15 protein-coding genes are annotated in these 16,344 nt (G+C 59.9%); 5 read left to right on the plus strand and 10 right to left on the minus strand.

Going from position 1 to position 16,344, the window contains the following annotated elements:
- From JNM85_10400 to JNM85_10410, 3 genes are read right to left on the minus strand one after another with little or no spacing between them, the layout of a single operon-like run.
- Nucleotides 1–906, minus strand: coding sequence for a hypothetical protein (locus JNM85_10400; protein ID MBL8088463.1), 906 nt, complete (start codon nt 904–906; stop codon nt 1–3).
- On the minus strand, nt 903–1,847 hold the full coding sequence (locus JNM85_10405; protein ID MBL8088464.1) for a hypothetical protein: 945 nt from the start codon (nt 1,845–1,847) through the stop codon (nt 903–905). The genes JNM85_10400 and JNM85_10405 overlap by 4 nt, the downstream gene beginning before the upstream one ends.
- A complete protein-coding gene (locus tag JNM85_10410) occupies nt 1,847–2,152 on the minus strand; it encodes a hypothetical protein (protein ID MBL8088465.1) in 306 nt (101 codons plus the stop codon). The genes JNM85_10405 and JNM85_10410 overlap by 1 nt, the downstream gene beginning before the upstream one ends.
- 278 nt (nt 2,153–2,430) lie before the next feature.
- Here JNM85_10410 and JNM85_10415 point away from each other — a divergent pair, with 278 nt between their 5' ends.
- Nucleotides 2,431–2,574, plus strand: a complete 144-nt coding sequence (locus JNM85_10415) for a hypothetical protein (protein ID MBL8088466.1) — start codon at nt 2,431–2,433, stop codon at nt 2,572–2,574.
- Here the strand turns inward: JNM85_10415 and JNM85_10420 are convergent.
- Nucleotides 2,558–3,508: a ribose-phosphate pyrophosphokinase gene (locus tag JNM85_10420; GenBank protein ID MBL8088467.1), complete on the minus strand. Its 951-nt coding sequence runs from the start codon at nt 3,506–3,508 to the stop codon at nt 2,558–2,560. The two genes, JNM85_10415 and JNM85_10420, sit on opposite strands and share 17 nt — an antisense overlap.
- A 26-nt stretch (nt 3,509–3,534) precedes the next feature.
- On the minus strand, nt 3,535–4,926 hold the full coding sequence (gene glmU / locus JNM85_10425) for a bifunctional UDP-N-acetylglucosamine diphosphorylase/glucosamine-1-phosphate N-acetyltransferase GlmU (GenBank protein MBL8088468.1): 1,392 nt from the start codon (nt 4,924–4,926) through the stop codon (nt 3,535–3,537).
- A 54-nt stretch (nt 4,927–4,980) separates the two neighbouring features.
- On the opposite strand from glmU, the gene upp reads away from it, so the two are divergent.
- Complete coding sequence (gene upp, locus JNM85_10430) at nt 4,981–5,601, plus strand: uracil phosphoribosyltransferase (GenBank protein MBL8088469.1); 621 nt, start codon at nt 4,981–4,983, stop codon at nt 5,599–5,601.
- Between the two features lie 4 nt (nt 5,602–5,605).
- On the opposite strand, the gene smc is transcribed toward upp, so the two are convergent.
- Entirely contained in the window at nt 5,606–9,085 is a 3,480-nt protein-coding gene (smc, locus tag JNM85_10435; protein MBL8088470.1) for a chromosome segregation protein SMC, read from the minus strand.
- A 121-nt stretch (nt 9,086–9,206) separates the two neighbouring features.
- On the opposite strand from smc, the gene trmFO reads away from it, so the two are divergent.
- Nucleotides 9,207–10,598: a methylenetetrahydrofolate--tRNA-(uracil(54)-C(5))-methyltransferase (FADH(2)-oxidizing) TrmFO gene (gene trmFO / locus JNM85_10440; GenBank protein MBL8088471.1), complete on the plus strand. Its 1,392-nt coding sequence runs from the start codon at nt 9,207–9,209 to the stop codon at nt 10,596–10,598.
- Here trmFO and JNM85_10445 read toward each other — a convergent pair.
- Together JNM85_10445 and JNM85_10450 are read right to left on the minus strand one after the other, a co-directional pair.
- Entirely contained in the window at nt 10,546–11,088 is a 543-nt protein-coding gene (locus JNM85_10445) for a hypothetical protein (GenBank protein ID MBL8088472.1), read from the minus strand. The genes trmFO and JNM85_10445 overlap by 53 nt on opposite strands.
- A gap of 55 nt (nt 11,089–11,143) precedes the next feature.
- Nucleotides 11,144–13,462: a hypothetical protein gene (locus JNM85_10450; protein MBL8088473.1), complete on the minus strand. Its 2,319-nt coding sequence runs from the start codon at nt 13,460–13,462 to the stop codon at nt 11,144–11,146.
- 90 nt (nt 13,463–13,552) lie between these two features.
- Between JNM85_10450 and JNM85_10455 the strand changes: the two genes are divergently transcribed.
- Complete coding sequence (locus tag JNM85_10455; protein ID MBL8088474.1) at nt 13,553–14,461, plus strand: RluA family pseudouridine synthase; 909 nt, start codon at nt 13,553–13,555, stop codon at nt 14,459–14,461.
- On the opposite strand, the gene JNM85_10460 is transcribed toward JNM85_10455, so the two are convergent.
- Entirely contained in the window at nt 14,447–15,124 is a 678-nt protein-coding gene (locus JNM85_10460) for a class I SAM-dependent methyltransferase (GenBank protein ID MBL8088475.1), read from the minus strand. The two genes, JNM85_10455 and JNM85_10460, sit on opposite strands and share 15 nt — an antisense overlap.
- Between JNM85_10460 and JNM85_10465 the strand changes: the two genes are divergently transcribed.
- Entirely contained in the window at nt 15,123–15,443 is a 321-nt protein-coding gene (locus JNM85_10465) for a hypothetical protein (GenBank protein ID MBL8088476.1), read from the plus strand. The genes JNM85_10460 and JNM85_10465 overlap by 2 nt on opposite strands.
- On the opposite strand, the gene JNM85_10470 is transcribed toward JNM85_10465, so the two are convergent.
- Complete coding sequence (locus tag JNM85_10470; protein MBL8088477.1) at nt 15,440–16,327, minus strand: tetratricopeptide repeat protein; 888 nt, start codon at nt 16,325–16,327, stop codon at nt 15,440–15,442. The two genes, JNM85_10465 and JNM85_10470, sit on opposite strands and share 4 nt — an antisense overlap.
- Nucleotides 16,328–16,344: the final 17 nt, after the last annotated feature.

Below are 16,344 nucleotides of genomic sequence, written 5' to 3' on the forward strand. Positions count from 1 at the left end.
TTAAGCCACCCCGCTCTTTTCAAGTCCAAGCCACAGGCGAATGCCCATCGCAAGTGCGCCGATCGCAATCCCGAACTCCATGGCACGCAGTGACGGAACCTGGAGCGTGTTCTTGATCCAGCTCGAGACCTCCTCCAATTTGAAGTTCGCAGCGAAGCTGCTCGAATGAGAGATCTGATCGATCAAGCTGCTGCTTTGGTATTGCAGCGCTCCCATCATGTTCAGCATCATGATCAGCGCCACCGATAGCATGATCGTAGCCTCGACCGACCGGATTCTGAAGGCCCTGTACGCCGCTGACAGGATGTAGAACGCGATGATCGAGAACATTGCTGCGTCCATCTGCTGAAGCAGCCCGTCGAAGAGGAAGTCAAATCCATACTGTGCGGTGCGCCAGTTTTCCGGGTTGGTGAAGTCCACGTCCTTCATCAGGAACTTTTGTTGCCTCCAGTCCCAATAGCCGAAGAATGCCATCAGCACCATCGATGCAAGAAGCGTGATGCTGAACACACTGTCCTTGTGCTTCTTGATGATCCGCCCGAGGTGCACGCGCAGCAGCGAGTACACGCCCAGGCCCAAAAGGAATGCGGGAACGATCGTCCCCAGGTCCTTGAAGAAGGGCGTCGCGTCCTCTAGGAAGAAGCTGACCTTCTCAACACCGTTTCTTGGAAGCTCGAATGGTTGTCGGGCCTGGTGGTTGGGCCAAACCAGCAGCATCACATAGAACACTCCAGAGATAAACGTACACACGCCGATCACGAACTTCCGACCGCGGGTCGGGACGTTCATCGTGGCGACGAAGATCAGAATCGCCAGCACGGCGGAGACGATTAGCGCGGTGATGAGCTCGCGCGAGCCGCTCGGACGATAGAAGAAGTCAGGGCTCAATTGAGCTAGCAAGTTCATTCACCACCTCCGCCGTATGTCGGCTCAGGCTCATCCGGCAGTTGCTCCCGCTTTTCACGCGGTGCTGCAGGTTTCTCCGGCTCAGGGGGCGACGGGTTTGTGAAGAGTCGTTTCATGGCGAGCATATCTCCTCGCCGAGGACCCATCTTTTCCGCCGGGACCTCTTTACCTTTCTCCCATTTCATGTCCGTCTGCGTGGTGTACTGGTACGAGTTTGTCGCGAAGCCAATGAGGATGAACGAGGCGATCATGATCTTGCACCAGTCCTGCCCGATCAGGCTTCCGACCAAGATTGGCTCGCGACTCAGGTAAGCGGACGCCGCGTAATACTCGTCGCCGATGAGCACGTAGTCGCACGCAGCGACGAAGAACGGCGTCTGGGTCGTCTGCGTCGAGCCCGCCACCTGGATTGCTCCCTCGGCGTTGGCCGATTCGGCGAAGATCAACGACTCGGCGTAGAACTCACCCAGAAAGAACGTCGCCGCTGCCTTCTCACGGCGGATGATGCCGGCCACACCGGCCGCAAAAGCGAACTGGCGATCGCTGACGAACTGGACCGAGTCCACGTCGTACCGATCAATGATCCCTTCCTTTTGGTAGACGTCCCGGATCGTTTCCTGCGCGACCGTATAGACCGCGGCGTCCGCCACACACAGCTTGATGGGGGTCGCGAACTTCGCAGCCGTCTGTGTGACCTTGGCGAAAATGTTGATCGCTTGGACGGAGATGGCGTTCAACGTACCGATTCCAGGGACCATCAAGACGGGGCGACCCATTTCGGTCGCGCGTCCGATCGCCTCGTCAATGGCGTTGAGGCCGGGGATACGACGAATGAAGAGATTGCCAGAGGAGGCCTTGGCACGCTGGATGTTATAGACGATGAATGCCACCATCGACAGCGTGACCAATATGCCGAACCAGCCGGTTCCGTAATATTGCATTAGGCAGATTGCTCCTGATTGGAGGAAGAACGACGAGCATCCAAAAGATCGATCAACCGGTTCCAGTTCTCACGATTGGACATAAGCCGGGAAACGTCATTGACGTTATCGAAGCCGACAAACGGGATGATGAACGGTGAGAGAGCGATCATGGCGTGTGCGCCAACGTTTCCGAGAGGCTTGTGCATCTCAAGGAACAGGATCGCCGGAGTCTCCATCCGCTTGGCGGCGATCTTCGACGCCAACTTCTGCAGAAGCTCCTCGCTCGCCTCCTCGCTGAGGCTCTCGCTCCAAAATTCGTTCATCTTCCCTCCAGAGTGAGCGGATTTTAGCCAATACTTCCGCTTCGTTGCTTGCATACCTCAGGTACACCCCTCGAAACGCACCTAAAGCACTCGCCTTGGGAAGCGGCGAAAGCCGCACTCCGTCCGCATCTTGAATCATCCTCTTAACGCTGGGCCACTCCACCTGTGTCACGGATAGACCGCAGCGAGCAGAGGCACCCTTGTCATCAAGACGGTAGTGAGTCGCAAAAAAGAGTTCGGCAACAGCGAGAATCAGCATAATTGGACCGATCACGGCCATGATCACCGAGCTGAGAAACACGAGTGCAAACGCGCCGCAGACCGCCGCGAGCACAGCCACCAGCGTACGCTTGCCTGGCATCGTGTTGCCGAGACTTATCGACCAAGCCAGCGGCGCGGGTTCGCCTAGCGCCATTCTTTGAACAACGTGCTGACCGACTCATTGAGATGGATCCGCCGAATGGCCTCCCCGATGAGTGGTGCACACGGTAGAACCGTGAGTTTGGGAAACTGTTTCGCGGCCGGGATCGGAATCGTGTCAGTGCAAACCACCTGGCTGATCACACTATCCTGGAGTCGCTGCGAGGCATTGCCACTGAGCACGGCATGTGTGCAACTCACCACGACGTCCGTTGCTCCTCGCTTCAGCAGCGCCTCTGCGCCTTGGACGACCGAGCCACCGGTGTCGATCATGTCATCGATCATCACGCACTTCTTGCCCGCGACGTCACCAATGACTTCGACGATATCGACCTTATTCGGCTCCGGGCGGCGCTTGGCGATGATGCCGATGGGGCACTTAAGCATTTCTGCCAACGACCGAGCACGGCTGACACCCGCGACATCGGGCGAAACAACCATCACATTGTCCTGGCCCGCAAGCTCATTCACGAAGTACTGTCCAAGCAACGGCCCCGCGTAAAGGTGATCGACGGGGACATCGAAGAAACCCTGGATCTGCTCAGCATGGAGGTCGATGCAGACAACTCGGTTTGCGCCCGCGACCGTGATCAGGTCCGCCACAAGCCGAGCTGTCACGGGCTCACGGGGCTTGATCTTCTTGTCTTGCCGCGCGTAGCCGTAGTAAGGCACCACCACCGTAATATTGCGCGCGCTCGCACGCCGGAACGCATCGAGCATGATGAGCAGCTCCATGAGCGAATCGTTCACTGGCTCGCAGGTGGGCTGGATGATGAACACATCGTTGCCACGCGCACTCTCTTCAACCTGGATGCGGATCTCCCCATCACTGAACTTGGTACTGGTGATTCGCCCAATCTCAATGTTTAGGTAATCGGCGACCCGGCGGCCTAGCTCACGATGGGCGTTACCAGAGAAAAGTTTCATCCCCTCCATCTCGCCGTTGCCCGCTTTGCCGTTCCTCACTTGCCCTGTTTCGATCTCCGTTCTTGTGCCCATCCCGCTTTATCTACCTGCCTTGCTCGCCCGATGGCCAGTGCGTCGGACTCTACGTCGTGGGTCACCACACTCCCGGCTGCGACGTAAGAGCCGCTGCCCAGGGTGAGTGGTGCCACCAATGTCGAATTTGAACCCACAAAGACGTTAGATCCGATAGCGGTCACGCTCTTGTTAACTCCATCGTAGTTGCACGTGATGGTCCCCGCGCCGATGTTCGTGCCTGCGCCTACGGTGGCATCGCCGAGGTACGTGAGGTGCGAGACCGCGACATCGCGTTCAAGCGAGGCATTCTTGAGTTCGACGAAGTTGCCGACCTTGCTTCGCTCGCCGATCGTCGCGCGCGGCCGAAGGTGCGCGTACGGGCCGCAGCGGCTCTCATCTTTCATTTCAGCCCGATTGACGTGGCTCATCAGGACGGTGCACTCATCGCCGATCGTGCTCTCAACGACCACGGACAAGGGTCCGATATGACAGCCCTCTCCGATCCTCGTGCGTCCTTCGACAGTGGTCATCGGATGGATAACCGTATCAACCCCAATCGTTGCGTCTGCCGAAATGTATGTGGTTGCGGGATCAACGATGGTCACGCCGCTCAGGGCATGTCGTCGCAGAATCCGCTTGCGCATCTCCGTCGCCGCTTCTGCGAGCTGCCACCGATCATTCACACCTTGGAACACAAAGAAGTCGTCGTACACCAGCGTCTCGACTTTGCCGCCGTCAGCGGCGATCCGTGCGATGACGTCGGTCAGGTAGTACTCGCCCTGGGCATTCTTGTTATCCAGCGTGGGCAGGATCTTGTAAAGGGTCTGGCAATCGAAGCAGTAAACCGCGGAGTTGATCTCCTTGACTTGGCGCTGAGCGATGCTGGCGTCCTTCTCCTCGACGATCCCAGTCACCTTTCCTTCACCATCTCGCACGATCCGACCGTAACCGGAAGGGTCCGCTAGCATGCACGTGCCGATGGTCGCGTCCGCACCCGCTTTTGAATGTCGATCTACCAGCTGCCGCAGCGCCTCTGCATCGAGCAGGGGAACGTCCCCCGGTGACACGATGATGGGACCCTCGTGATCCTTGAGGAGCGGGGCGGCCATGATCGCAGCGTGCGCGGTTCCAAGTTGATCGGCCTGTTCGGCGTACTCGTAACGGTCTGCCCCGAGGGCATTGCTCAGCGTTTGTGCGCCAAAGCCTACAACGACTACGGGCTTGGCGATCCCGATCTCGCGCATCGCATGACCTATATGCTCGGCCATCGGTAGGCCACAGACGGAGTGTGCGCATTTGGGCAGATCGGACTTCATCCGGGTGCCCTTTCCTGCGGCGAGAATCAACCCTGCGAGCTTCGAAGATTTGGCCATCGGGAGCGGTCAGAATACCAGAAAGATCGTCCTTGGTCGTGCCATAGTCAGGGCATGGCGGTCCACGTTGTCGATCATCCTCTCGCGAAACATCTGGTGAACTCATTGCGTGATCGAACGACGCGCCCTGAAGCGTTTCGGCAGATGAGTCGCACGCTCTCAACGATGCTCGTCTTTGAGGCCACTCGCGGAATTCGATGTGATTCCCGGGTCGTCGAAACGCCCCTGGCCGAAACCGTTGGGGATTTCTTGGGCCAAGGACTGGCTGTGGTCCCCGTGCTCCGGGCGGGTCTCGCGATGCTGGAGAGCGCGCTCATCCTCTTCCCTGATGTTGCCGTGGGCTACATCGGCCTAGAGCGCGACCATAACACCGCCGTCGCTCATAGCTACTACTGCAAGCTGCCCAACTTGGCCGACCGGTTTACGCTTTGCGTTGATCCGATGCTTGCCACGGGGGGTTCCGCTTCTCAGGCGGTGGCATTGCTCAAGGCTAACGGCGCAAAGCCTGTGGTCTTTGTTAGCGTCATCAGTGCGCCCGAAGGAATCGAGCGACTGCAGCGGGATCACCCGGACGTTGAGATCTACACCGCTGCGGTGGATGACCGCCTGAACGAACTGAAATACATCGTTCCTGGCCTCGGCGATTTCGGCGATCGGCTCTACGGCACGATGTAGCGCTTCACGCCAGCGCAGGGAGGCGCTGCTCGTTCCTGAATGGCACCACCGTCGAGACCCCCGGTTCTTGCATCGTCACCCCGAACCAGATCGGAGCAGACTCAATGGTAAGCGGGTTGTGCGTGATACACAAGAACTGAGTCGTGCCGCGAAAATCGGCCATGGCATCGAGGAACCGCTCGACGTTTCGGCCATCCAGCGGCGCATCCACCTCGTCGAGCACCACGAACGGGCTTGGCTTGACCCGGAGCAAGGCGAACAAAAATGCACTCGCCGCGAGGGCTCTCTCGCCACCGCTGAGCAGCTCCAGGCGCTGTCGTCGTTTGCCCGGTACCGTCACTTCGACTTCGACGCCGGTCTCCAGCAAGTTCTCGGGATCGGTCAGGCTCAGTGTCCCTTCTCCGCCCCCGAATAGCTTCACGATCGTCTTTTGGAACTCATCGCGCACTGCCGCGAAGGTCTTGCTGAACCGCTCACGGGTTAGCTGGTCGAGCTCGCGGATGCCAGCTTCGATCTCCTGCTTGCCCGCAAGCACGTCTTCGCGCTGGAAGTTCAACTCGTCAAATCGGTCCGTGAGTCGGGCAAACGCATCGATTGCTCCCAGATTTACTGCCCCGAGTGACTTGAGCTCCCGGCGAAGACGCACGACCAACTCACTCGCGCCCTCCGGCAGCTCCACGTCCTGGCCTTGCTCCAGCGCGGTCTCTTCATCGATGCCGTACTCCTCTAGCAGGCGTTGCATGCTGCTCGCACGTCTTGCCTCGGCGCGAACACGGTCGACTTCGGCCCGACGTACCCCGTCCATGTAGTTCGCCGCTGCCTTCTGGGCTTCCTTGATCTGCTCTTGCAGCGCGAAGTTTCGTTGCAGCAGAGTTGCCTTCAGCTGCACGACTTCTGCAAGCTCCTGTCCGTGCCGCTCGTACCGCTCGGCTGCCTCATCTCGCTCTGTGATGCTCCGTGCGCGCTTCGATTCGGCTTCGATCCGCCCATGTTCCAGAGACTTCATTCGCGCGGAACGATTCGTACCGTGAGTCTTCTCTGCTTCCAGGCGACGATTGCACTCCTTCATGCGCGATTCCGCGCTCTCCATCACCTGCTCGGCCACGCGGAGTCGATCGAGCATCGATACGGAATCCGCTGAACTCCTGGCCGCTGCTTCGAGGATCGCGTTGCGCTGAGCCTCTAACCCCACTGGATCCAGCTTCATCTCCCCGGGCCCGGAATTCTCTGTCAGGCTCGCAAGCTCAGCCTCCAGCTTCTCTTGGGATCGCTCGGTTTGGGTGAGTTCAAGCTTGAGGTTGCCGTGCCAGCGGTGCGCGTCCTGGAAGTCTGGGTCCAAGAGTCGAATCTGAAGCTCGGTCGCTTCGATCTCCTCCACGACGCTGCTCTCAGACGTTCGATGCTGCGCCCCCTGGGTCTCCAACTTCTCCAGTTGGGCCGCAACCTTTGCGATCTCCTCAGCGACTCCTTCTAACTCTGCCTTCCGCGCCAAGATTCCAGTGCCCTGGCGAGCGGCGTGACCTCCGGTGACCGCGCCGCTGGAGTGGACAACTTCGCCATCGAGCGTGACGAGTCGGGACCAGCCTTGAGTCTTGGCGATTCGGAGGGCATCCTCGATCGTCTCGCACACCAAGACACGACCCAAGATGGAATCCACGACAGGGCGGTGAGCGGGGTCGCAGTCTACGAGTTCGTGCGCCAGCCCGACGATGCCGCGCTCCCTTTTCAGGGTGTGCAACTCGCTGCGGACCACGAGCGGTCGCATGAGCGTCACCGGTTGGAACGTCGCGCGGCCCATGCGTCGTTCCTTCAGCCAGGCGATGGCATCTTTCGCCATTCGCTCGTCCCTGCAGATCAGATCGTTGGCCGCACCGCCCAGGGCGACTTCGATGGCGGTCGTCAGGTCAGCGTCGGCCCGGATCGCCTCGCCAACGGGCGCGAACTCTCCCTTCAGAAATCCTTCAGCCACGGCCGCCAGAACTGCACGCGAACCCTGGGCGAGCCCCTCGTGCGCCTCAATGGTGGACTCGATTCCACGCTTTCGGCCCTCCAGCGTAGCGAGCATCTGCGAGAGGTGCCGCACTCGTGCTGAGTGATCTTGCTCGGTGGTAATGTGAGCGCTCTTCTTAGCAACGAGCTCGTCACGATGTGCGCGCAGAGCATCCTGCTCACTCTTCAGCCTATGGACCGCCTCCGCGGCCTCAGCAACGGCACTCTGTAGGTTGGGGATCGAACCACGGATCCCTTCAAGTTCTGCCTTGACCGCTCGCAGGCGATCCTTCCGAAGTCGAGACTCGGTTTGCCATTGCAGCACGCGGGCCTGATGTTCTCGCGCCTCGGCAAGCTGAGTGTTGAGTTCGTGGAGTTCGGTTGCCAGCTTGTGAGCTTCGTCCGAGGTGCCCGCTTGAGCCGTGGTCAACTCCTCAATCTGCGACTTGGCCAGCTCATACTCTCGGGTGCACGATTCCAACTCGGTCTTCATCGAGACTTGCCGTTCCTCAGTACTGTTGGTTTCGTGCTGGAGGCTGTGCTCTAGCTCGTCCAAGCTGGCCAGGGTCTGTTCGGCCAATCGGAGGTTCGACTCTGCCTTGTCACGCGCGCTGATCGAGCTCTGTTGCAGCTCTCGAAGGGCGTCGAGTTTTCGTTCAGATTCCGCGATGTCGCTGCCCACGGACCCCATCTCCGCCTCCAGCTTCTCTCCGCGGGTCGTCTCGTTGTGCGACGACTTGGTGCAGTTCTTGATGCGCGTTTCGATCTCCTCAAGGGCGGCGACCGTCTCGCAAACCTCGCGCATCATCAGGCCCGTCTCCACCTCCTGGAGAGCCCCTTGCGCGGCTTTGTACTTCTGGGCTGCTTCGGCCTCTGCGCGAAGCGGCTCGCGCTGCGATTCGATTTCGTTCAAGAGGTCGTCCACCCGGGCGATGTGTTCGGCTGCATGGCCCAAGCGACGGAGCGATTCGATCCGTTTGAACCGATACTTTTGGACTCCCGCGGCTTCATCGATCCAAGCGCGTCGATCTTCAGCACTTGCCGCGAGTGCCGCGTCGATCTCCTTCTGCCCGACAATGGCATAGCCCGAACGGCCCAGCCCTGAATCCGCCAAAACGTCGTAAATGTCCTTGAGTCGGCAACGCTGCCGGTTGATCTCGAATTCGCTGTCCCCCTGCCGGTTCACGCGACGAGTAATGACAACCTCGGGCGCATCCAGCGGAAGCGATCCGTCTTCGTTGTCAAAGTGGAGTGAAACCTCAGCGTATCCAAGCGGCTTTCGGTTCGCGCTCCCGTTGAAAATGATCTCTTGGCTGTTCGATGCCCGCAGGGAACGCGCGTTGGGTTCGCCCAGGCCCCAAAGGATTGCGTCGACGATATTGCTCTTGCCGCAACCGTTCGGGCCGACAATCGCGATGAGATCGCCATCCAGATCAAACTCCGTCCGCTCTGCGAACGTTTTGAACCCAAAAATCTTGACGCGTTTGAGTTTCACGCTTCTAGTCCTAATTCAGTGCAATGGTCCGGCCCGGTTCGTTGCCGCGCTCTCGTTTTGAATCCAGACGAATCGCACCGGGCATTTCGATTCGAGTTCCTGCACAAGTACACTCCGGGAGATGATCACTGTGGTTGGTGCCGGGTTCGCGGGAGTCGAGGCGGCCTGGGCCATCGCCACCCGTGGCGGTCGCGTCCGGCTCATCGAAATGCGCCCGACGCAAATGACTCCAGCCCACACTACGGGCCACTTCGCGGAGCTCGTCTGCTCGAATAGCCTCAAGTCCAAGTCGCCGACCTCTCCCGCGGGCCAGCTCAAAAGCGAAATGCAGTCCCTGGGCTCGGTTGTACTGTCGACCGCGCTCGAACACGAGGTCCCGGGCGGCGAAGCACTGTGCGTGGATCGCAACGCATTTGGATTGGCGCTGACGGAGAGAGTTCGGAGCCATCCGAATATCAATGTCGAGGAACGCGAGTGGACCCCGGACGACTTCACCCATGACTCCCAGGACGGCCCGGTCATCATCGCCTCGGGTCCCCTGAGCACCGATCCGATCTCTCGCTGGCTCGCCAATATCAGCGGGCGTAAGCACCTCTACTTTTACGATGCCGTCTCGCCGACCGTGGAAGCGAGCAGCCTCGACCGATCAATCGTCTTTGCTGAGAGCCGGTACGGCAAAGGCGGCGGTGACGACTACTTGAACTGCCCCTTCAACAAGGAGAGCTACGAGACCTTCGTCCGCGAACTCGTGGGAGCAGAGCGGGTCCCGCTGCACGCTTTCGAGGCGGGCGGAAACCGAACCGCCAGCGGCGAGCTCGATCCTACCGAGTTCCTAGAGAAGATCAAGTACTTCGCCGGCTGTACACCGATCGAGGCAATTGCCGAGGCGGGTCCGCGGAGCTTAGCGTTCGGCAACTTCAAACCGATCGGTCTCACTGACCCCCGAACGGGACGACGACCTTGGGCCGCGCTCCAGTTGCGACCGGAGAACCGCGAGAAGACTCTATACTCGCTGGTGGCGTGCCAGAACCGGCTGCGATTTGGCGAACAGAAGCGTGTCTTCCGCCTCGTGCCGGGCCTCCAGAACGCCGAGTTCGTCCGCTACGGAGTCATCCACCGTAACACCTATGTCGATGCGCCTCAGGTGCTCGACCACCGGCTGCAGATTGCCGAAGGTCTGTTGCTAGCTGGGCAGCTCACTGGGGTGGAGGGGTACGTCGAAAGCGCGGCCATGGGCATCTACGCCGGCCTCCAAGCTCTCGCGATCCAAGGTGGATTTGATATGCCCACCCCTGGGCGAGCTTGCGCCTACGGATCGCTACTCAGCCATTTGCAGGATGCGACTCCACGCGAGTTTGCGCCAATGAATGTGAACTGGGGTCTGTTTCCCACAATCGAACCAGAGCCACGCGACAAGTCCGTGCGTCGCGCAGCTAAGATTGAGGCAGCGCAGGCCGCGTTTACGGATTGGAAAGACGCACTTCTTCGGTGTTCTTCTTTGCTACCGGCTTAGGGATCCACAGATCGCGCGTCGCGTAAACATCATCGCGAAGGTCCTCGATCGCCTTGCGAAGATCGGCAGCAGCAAGGTTCTCGTTCTCGACGGGGATTCCGAGCCGCAAGTTGTTTTTCGCCGTGACAAAGAAGTGGGTCGGCTGAAGTTCGGTGTTCCGCTTGAGCAGGCTCAGCAGTTTCGCTGGGTCCTTCTGGTCAGCCTCGGTTAACTCACCCAAGTTCACCGTCAACCAGATGCTCCGCCCACTCTTGCTCACATTCGCTACGACGTACACAAGCATGTTCGTCGAAGAGGTCTTGAGCTCGTAGTAGCCCGGTGTGACCTCGGTGACCTCGTAGCCCATCTGCTTGAGCGTCCGCTCCAGAGTTACAGGGGTCAGGCTTGTGCTCTTTGTCTGAGGGGCGGCGAGAAGCGTCGCTCCACCAACAAGCCCGATTGCGCCTAGGGCATAGCCCGCGGCAAATGTTCGAATCTGAGTTCCAGTCATGGTTTTGGGTCCACCATCCAAGAAGACGGAGGACCCAACCCATTCGGCGCAAGAATTAGGGCGCGCTGTTTCCCGGACCTCGTGGCCCGCCGCCGATGCCGGCGCCGCGACCGTTCCCCTCGCGAATGGCGTCAGCCTGCTCCTTGCGGCGAGCGTAGTCCTCGTCAACCGCCTTGCGAAACGCCTCGGGTAAGCGATCGTAACTGCCAAACGAAAGTGACTTGGCAAGCGGGATTGACTGGAGTTCACGCACCATCTGGTAACCATCGCCGACCACAAACGTGAATTGCATGTTGGTCACCTCGGCTGGTGCGTAGTCACGGATTGCCTGAGGGGCTGCGTTGAATCCCGGGAAAGACGGTCCGCCCCCATCCTGCCGTAGACGCGCCATGGCAACCTCACCCGGGTCCATCACGCTCACGCGCCCGTTCTCAAATCGCACCATGGCTCCCTGCTCCGTTTCCATCTTGAGCTGGACCACCGCCTGCGAGGGAACGCCTTGCGCTAACCGAACCGTCCGCTCGTCGCCGAATCGGAACTGGCCGCGCATCATCTGGATGCCGCGGCGAGCAAGCTGACGATCCATCTGATCGTTGGGATCGTTGCTCTGAGCCTTTGGCCCGTCTTCGCTGTGGAAGATCAGCGCATTCAGCTGGTCGCGTTGTGGACCAGTGAGTCCGCCCAGAGCGAGAGCCCCCGTCTGCTTCAGCGTCGTTTGCTGGCTTGAGCTCAGCGAGCCGTAGAACGCGAGGATGTCCAGGTTTGCGAAGAGACCATCACCGGACAAGGCGAGCGGACAGATCGCGCCGATCGTCCCGAAATCGAAATTCGTCTGCCCCATCGCTTTAGGGCAACTCGCGATGTACGCTGCCTTCTGCTCCAAGGACCAGTTGCCGTTGGCATTGAGCGTGCTCAAAGCGGTGCCCAAGGCCGATCGGTCGACGCGACGAGTGGTCTGCGCCACTATGTCTGTCGGTTCTAGAGTCAACCATCCGCTGTTCTCGCCGAATGACATGCGCCCGACGGTGGTCAGCGCAGACTTGACCTGAGCGACCGTGACCGTTCCGCTGATGGCCATGGCGGCGACCTGGTTCACCAGCCGATCCGGTACGAGGGCAATGAACGGTTTGCCTTCTACCGCGGCGAGCGCGTCGAGTGCTTCGGCCACGAAGTAGCTCAGCGGGTCGCGCTTCTCTGGGTTGAGTACCGCATCTTTAACCTCATCGGCTACTCGCACGAGGTTCGCTTCCGGAGCATTGGTGATCACCGAAGTCACCGGGCGCGAGCCATTGCCCGTGTCAGTCACGACGACAGCTCGCCCGGCGAAGCCACCGGCGGGAACCTGAGAGTTTACAATCTGTGCATAGGCGAGCGCCTCGGACGTGAACTTGACCTGCGTGTCGTCCGCTTTCGGATTGTTCACGGTGATTGTCTGGCTCGCCGGGTTGACGCCGTCCGTCTGGACCACCATCGATTCGCCTTTCTGGTTGACGACGATGAATGAGGCGCGAATCTGGGGCCCGAAACCGCCCCGCTGCAAGATCACGAGCACGTTTCCGATCTGACCCGTTGCCGGGTCTTGATCCCAGCCCATGTTCGGGCCGCCGCCGAACATCATCACCCGATCTTGTCCGGCGAGGCTCCGCATGGTATCGCGGTAAATCGCACCCTCGCTGATCGCCCGCTCGGCGATTGGCAGTACCGACGTCGAGAGGGAGCGCTGCATGCCCGTCGGGCGAGTCGAGAACACAACTCGCCCACCGATCGGGAGCGAGGCGATGTCGTTCGGGTTCATCGTGGCGAGCGCACGCATAAGAGCTCGAACACCCGGGTTTTGGTTGTTGAGCTCGTTCATCATGTTTTGGATCTGCGGGTTGCCGCTAACCCGCTGGGGTCCGCCTCCCCCCCGCGCGCCGCCACGACCTACTCCAGCCTGCGACGACATGTCTTGCATGATTTCCCAGGCCCGATTCGCATTCTCGGCGGTGTACTCACCTTGGATCTCGTCCAATCGTTTGTCCAGCGCGGCCTTGATCTGCAAACCCGCTGCGCTGATTTCAGATCGATCCTGAGTGCTCCACGCAGCATCGTCCTTTACCAAGATTGCGCCCTCTTTGGTGTCTCGCCAAGTGCCCATCACGGCCTTGCTGATCTGCTTTAGGACTTCATCCGAATCGACGTGCTCGGCTCGGAGGTATATCACTTCATTGGCCAGCGCAGCTTGCACCGTAAGCGTCTTGCCGATTTGAGTGCCCAGCAACTCCACGACACGCGCCAGACGCTCGCCCCTGGCCGCGATGCTTACTTCGCCCGCCTGCGCAAATGCGGCACCCGCCGCGATGACTGCCAACGCCAGAACCCGAATGTTTGTCATGATGGTGTTAACCCGTTCCAATGTACGGCCTTGAATCTGTAGGTAGTTCCCCGGGGTGCATGGACGTACACAAACGCTGTCAAGTTTAGTATGAAGACCCTCGTTGCACAGAAAAAGGAGCGGCTGGACGTACTCATCGTCGGCAACGAACCGGGGCTCAGCCGCACCAAGGTTGCGGCGGCAATACCGAATGGGTTTGTGACCGTTGACGGCCTGGTCGTTCTCAAGCCGGGTCACCCGGTGCATCCAGGTCAGACGGTCGCTTATCCCGAGTTCGAAGACACCCCCGCCCACGACCTCACACCGGCGTCCCGCGAGCTCGAGTTTGTCTTTGAAGATGCGCACATGCTCGTCGTCAACAAACCGCGCGGATTGGCAAGCCACCCCGCAACGAGCCTGAAAGAGCCTAGCTTGGTGAACGTACTTCTCGCATATGGCAAGGAGCTGAGCTCCGAGGCGGGAAGTTTCCGTCCGGGGATAGTGCACCGGTTGGACAAGGACACCACGGGTCTTATGCTGATCGCGAAGACTGATAGCGCGCATCGATCTCTTGCCAGCCAGATCCAGAACAAGACGGCGGAGCGCCGGTACGTAGCTCTGTGCACCGGGCATATGGATCAGACCCGATTCCGCGTCGAAGCCCCGATCGCCCGGGACCCCGCCTACCGCGTTCGCATGAAGGTCGATAACAACGGCAAGCCCGCGGCGACAGAGTGCAAGGTCATCGAGCGCGGTGGACCTGGAATGCTGATCGGCTGCCGACTGGAGTCCGGACGCACCCACCAGATCCGTGTCCATCTCCAGGCGGTTGGTTGCCCAGTGCTCGGAGATCCGATTTACGGCTCTTCCACCCCAACCGATGCACCCCTGCAACTGCATGCAGCCTACATCGCTTTCGATCATCCGGTGAGCGGTGAGCGGATCGTGCGCTATTGCCCGACGCCAGACGACTTCCTCTTCGTTAGTTCGAACCTGGAAGAAGCCCTAATGCAGTGGTGAGCGGCGGATTTCCGCCCAACTACGTGGGTACTGTCGCGGCGTTGGCTTGACCTTTCGGAACACCGGCAGTAGCCGCACCACGTCGGTCGTCGGCACCTCGATCGAGTGGATGTCCTCAAGCTCCAGGCCCAACACGTCGGCTGGAAACGACTTCACACCTTCCAGATCGGCCGGAGTCCGCATGGGTAGCACAAACCCTCCGACCTTCAGCGGCCGCGCAGAGAGCTCGATCTGGATGCCCAACGGGGCGACTGCTCGGCCTGTCGTGACGTCCATCGCACCATCGAAGGGCCGATCCTCAGCGCGCGCTTGAAGGGTTGCCAGGTTCCGGCAGCGATTCTTCTCCAGAAAACCCAGCATCTTGCCGCTGCTGTCCATGGCCGTCACCGTGAGGTCGGGGCGTGCGCACGCCAGGGGCCATGCCGGAAACCCGGGGCCGCACCCAATATCAAGAACTCTCAGACCGTGCGAAATGAATGGCGACACTGTGAGTGAGTCGGCGATGTGCCGAACGATGCACTCGTCTTTTGGCACCCGCGTCAGGTTCATCACCTCGTTCGCGATGTACAAAGCGTCTTCAAATGCTTCAAAGGCAGCCGCCTGCTGATCGCTGAGCTGTAGTTGCAGCGCTTGAAAAATACCGACAAGATGGCGATGATCCATGGGGCAGTTCGAGTATAACGCTCGGGCGGGTACCCTGCTGGCCGTGCGAGTGCGACGCGCCCCTGTGTGGGTCGGCAAACTGGGAATGGGATTGGGAGCTTCGGGGATAGCGATTGCCTGGGGCGGCGTCTTACTGAGCGACTTCTTTGCTCAACTGATCGCGATGCTGATCGGAAGCACGCTCTACCTAGCGGGAGCGTTTATGACCGTCCTCGCATTCGACTACCGAGCGAAATCTCCTTCCTACTGGCTCGTCCGGGCTGGCCGCTTGGCGATCGCCGGTGCTGTGATCACGATGATCGTTCGCTCTTCAGCCTAAGCGAGGTGGTTGCTTTCCCCGATCCCCGCCTCTGCCAAGAACCGATTGACCCGGTCTCGGTCATAGTCATCCATCTTCTCGGCTCGCTTCCTTTCCTCTTCGGTCTCAGCTGAATTACCGAGTGCTCGCTGATAGGCATACATTAGCCCGAAGTACATCGTCGAATCTGGAGCCAAGTCACTTGCCAGCCGGACGGCTTTGATCGCCTCAGCGGGCTTCCCAGCACCCCAAAAAGCGACACTCGCTTTGCTGTAGAGAAAATCGTCACCGGGTGAGAGTTCGATCGCAGCCCGCAACGAGATGAGCGCTGCCTCGTAGTCTTTCAGTTGAACCTGCAGATCGCCCATCCAATAGTGGAAGAACCCGCTATCAGGCGCGAGGAGCACCGCCTGCTGAATCGCCCGTAGCGCCTTCTTTGGGTAGCCGCATTCGCGCAAAGTCTCTGCAAGCTTGAAGTGCGTATGAGGATTTGCCGGATCGACCTTGACTGCCTCTTCGAGTCGCTGGATCGCCTCCTTGGCGTGCCCATACCCCTTGTAGATCTCGCTGAGACCGATGTAGGGGTCCGGATTGTCCTGCTGGAGTTTAAGCACCCGCGCGTATTGCCGAACCGCGGCAGGGCTCTGCTCCAAGATCTCGAATGCGGTGGCCAGTCCTAGATGGGCTTCCGCCGGGTCGCCCTCCGACTGGTGGAGCGCCCGCTGATAGTGCTTGATCGCGCGCTGGTACTCGCCCTCTCTCAAGCTCTGGTTTCCCAGCTGCTGGCTTTCCTGACCGTCCCTGCCCTGCTGCTCGGACTCTTCCAGTTCCAAGTCCACGTCGATTTCCGGCACAACGAGGCCGAACAGTTCGACGATCTGCTGGTAGTCGGGGGACATGCTCATAGCCCTAAGATACTCGG

Source organism: Chthonomonas sp. (genome assembly GCA_016788115.1).
GTDB lineage: Bacteria > Armatimonadota > Fimbriimonadia > Fimbriimonadales > Fimbriimonadaceae > UBA2391.

Coding starts and splice junctions, on each gene's coding strand:
- trmFO (MBL8088471.1), top strand. CDS start 9,207: ATGATCACTGTGGTTGGTGCCGGGTTCGCGGGAGTCGAGGCGGCCTGG.
- JNM85_10470 (MBL8088477.1), bottom strand. CDS start 16,327: ATGAGCATGTCCCCCGACTACCAGCAGATCGTCGAACTGTTCGGCCTC.
- JNM85_10460 (MBL8088475.1), bottom strand. CDS start 15,124: ATGGATCATCGCCATCTTGTCGGTATTTTTCAAGCGCTGCAACTACAG.
- JNM85_10400 (MBL8088463.1), bottom strand. CDS start 906: ATGAACTTGCTAGCTCAATTGAGCCCTGACTTCTTCTATCGTCCGAGC.
- JNM85_10405 (MBL8088464.1), bottom strand. CDS start 1,847: ATGCAATATTACGGAACCGGCTGGTTCGGCATATTGGTCACGCTGTCG.
- JNM85_10455 (MBL8088474.1), top strand. CDS start 13,553: ATGAAGACCCTCGTTGCACAGAAAAAGGAGCGGCTGGACGTACTCATC.
- upp (MBL8088469.1), top strand. CDS start 4,981: ATGGCGGTCCACGTTGTCGATCATCCTCTCGCGAAACATCTGGTGAAC.
- JNM85_10445 (MBL8088472.1), bottom strand. CDS start 11,088: ATGACTGGAACTCAGATTCGAACATTTGCCGCGGGCTATGCCCTAGGC.
- JNM85_10420 (MBL8088467.1), bottom strand. CDS start 3,508: ATGGAGGGGATGAAACTTTTCTCTGGTAACGCCCATCGTGAGCTAGGC.
- JNM85_10465 (MBL8088476.1), top strand. CDS start 15,123: ATGGGGCAGTTCGAGTATAACGCTCGGGCGGGTACCCTGCTGGCCGTG.
- JNM85_10415 (MBL8088466.1), top strand. CDS start 2,431: ATGATCACCGAGCTGAGAAACACGAGTGCAAACGCGCCGCAGACCGCC.
- JNM85_10450 (MBL8088473.1), bottom strand. CDS start 13,462: ATGACAAACATTCGGGTTCTGGCGTTGGCAGTCATCGCGGCGGGTGCC.
- JNM85_10410 (MBL8088465.1), bottom strand. CDS start 2,152: ATGAACGAATTTTGGAGCGAGAGCCTCAGCGAGGAGGCGAGCGAGGAG.
- glmU (MBL8088468.1), bottom strand. CDS start 4,926: ATGGCCAAATCTTCGAAGCTCGCAGGGTTGATTCTCGCCGCAGGAAAG.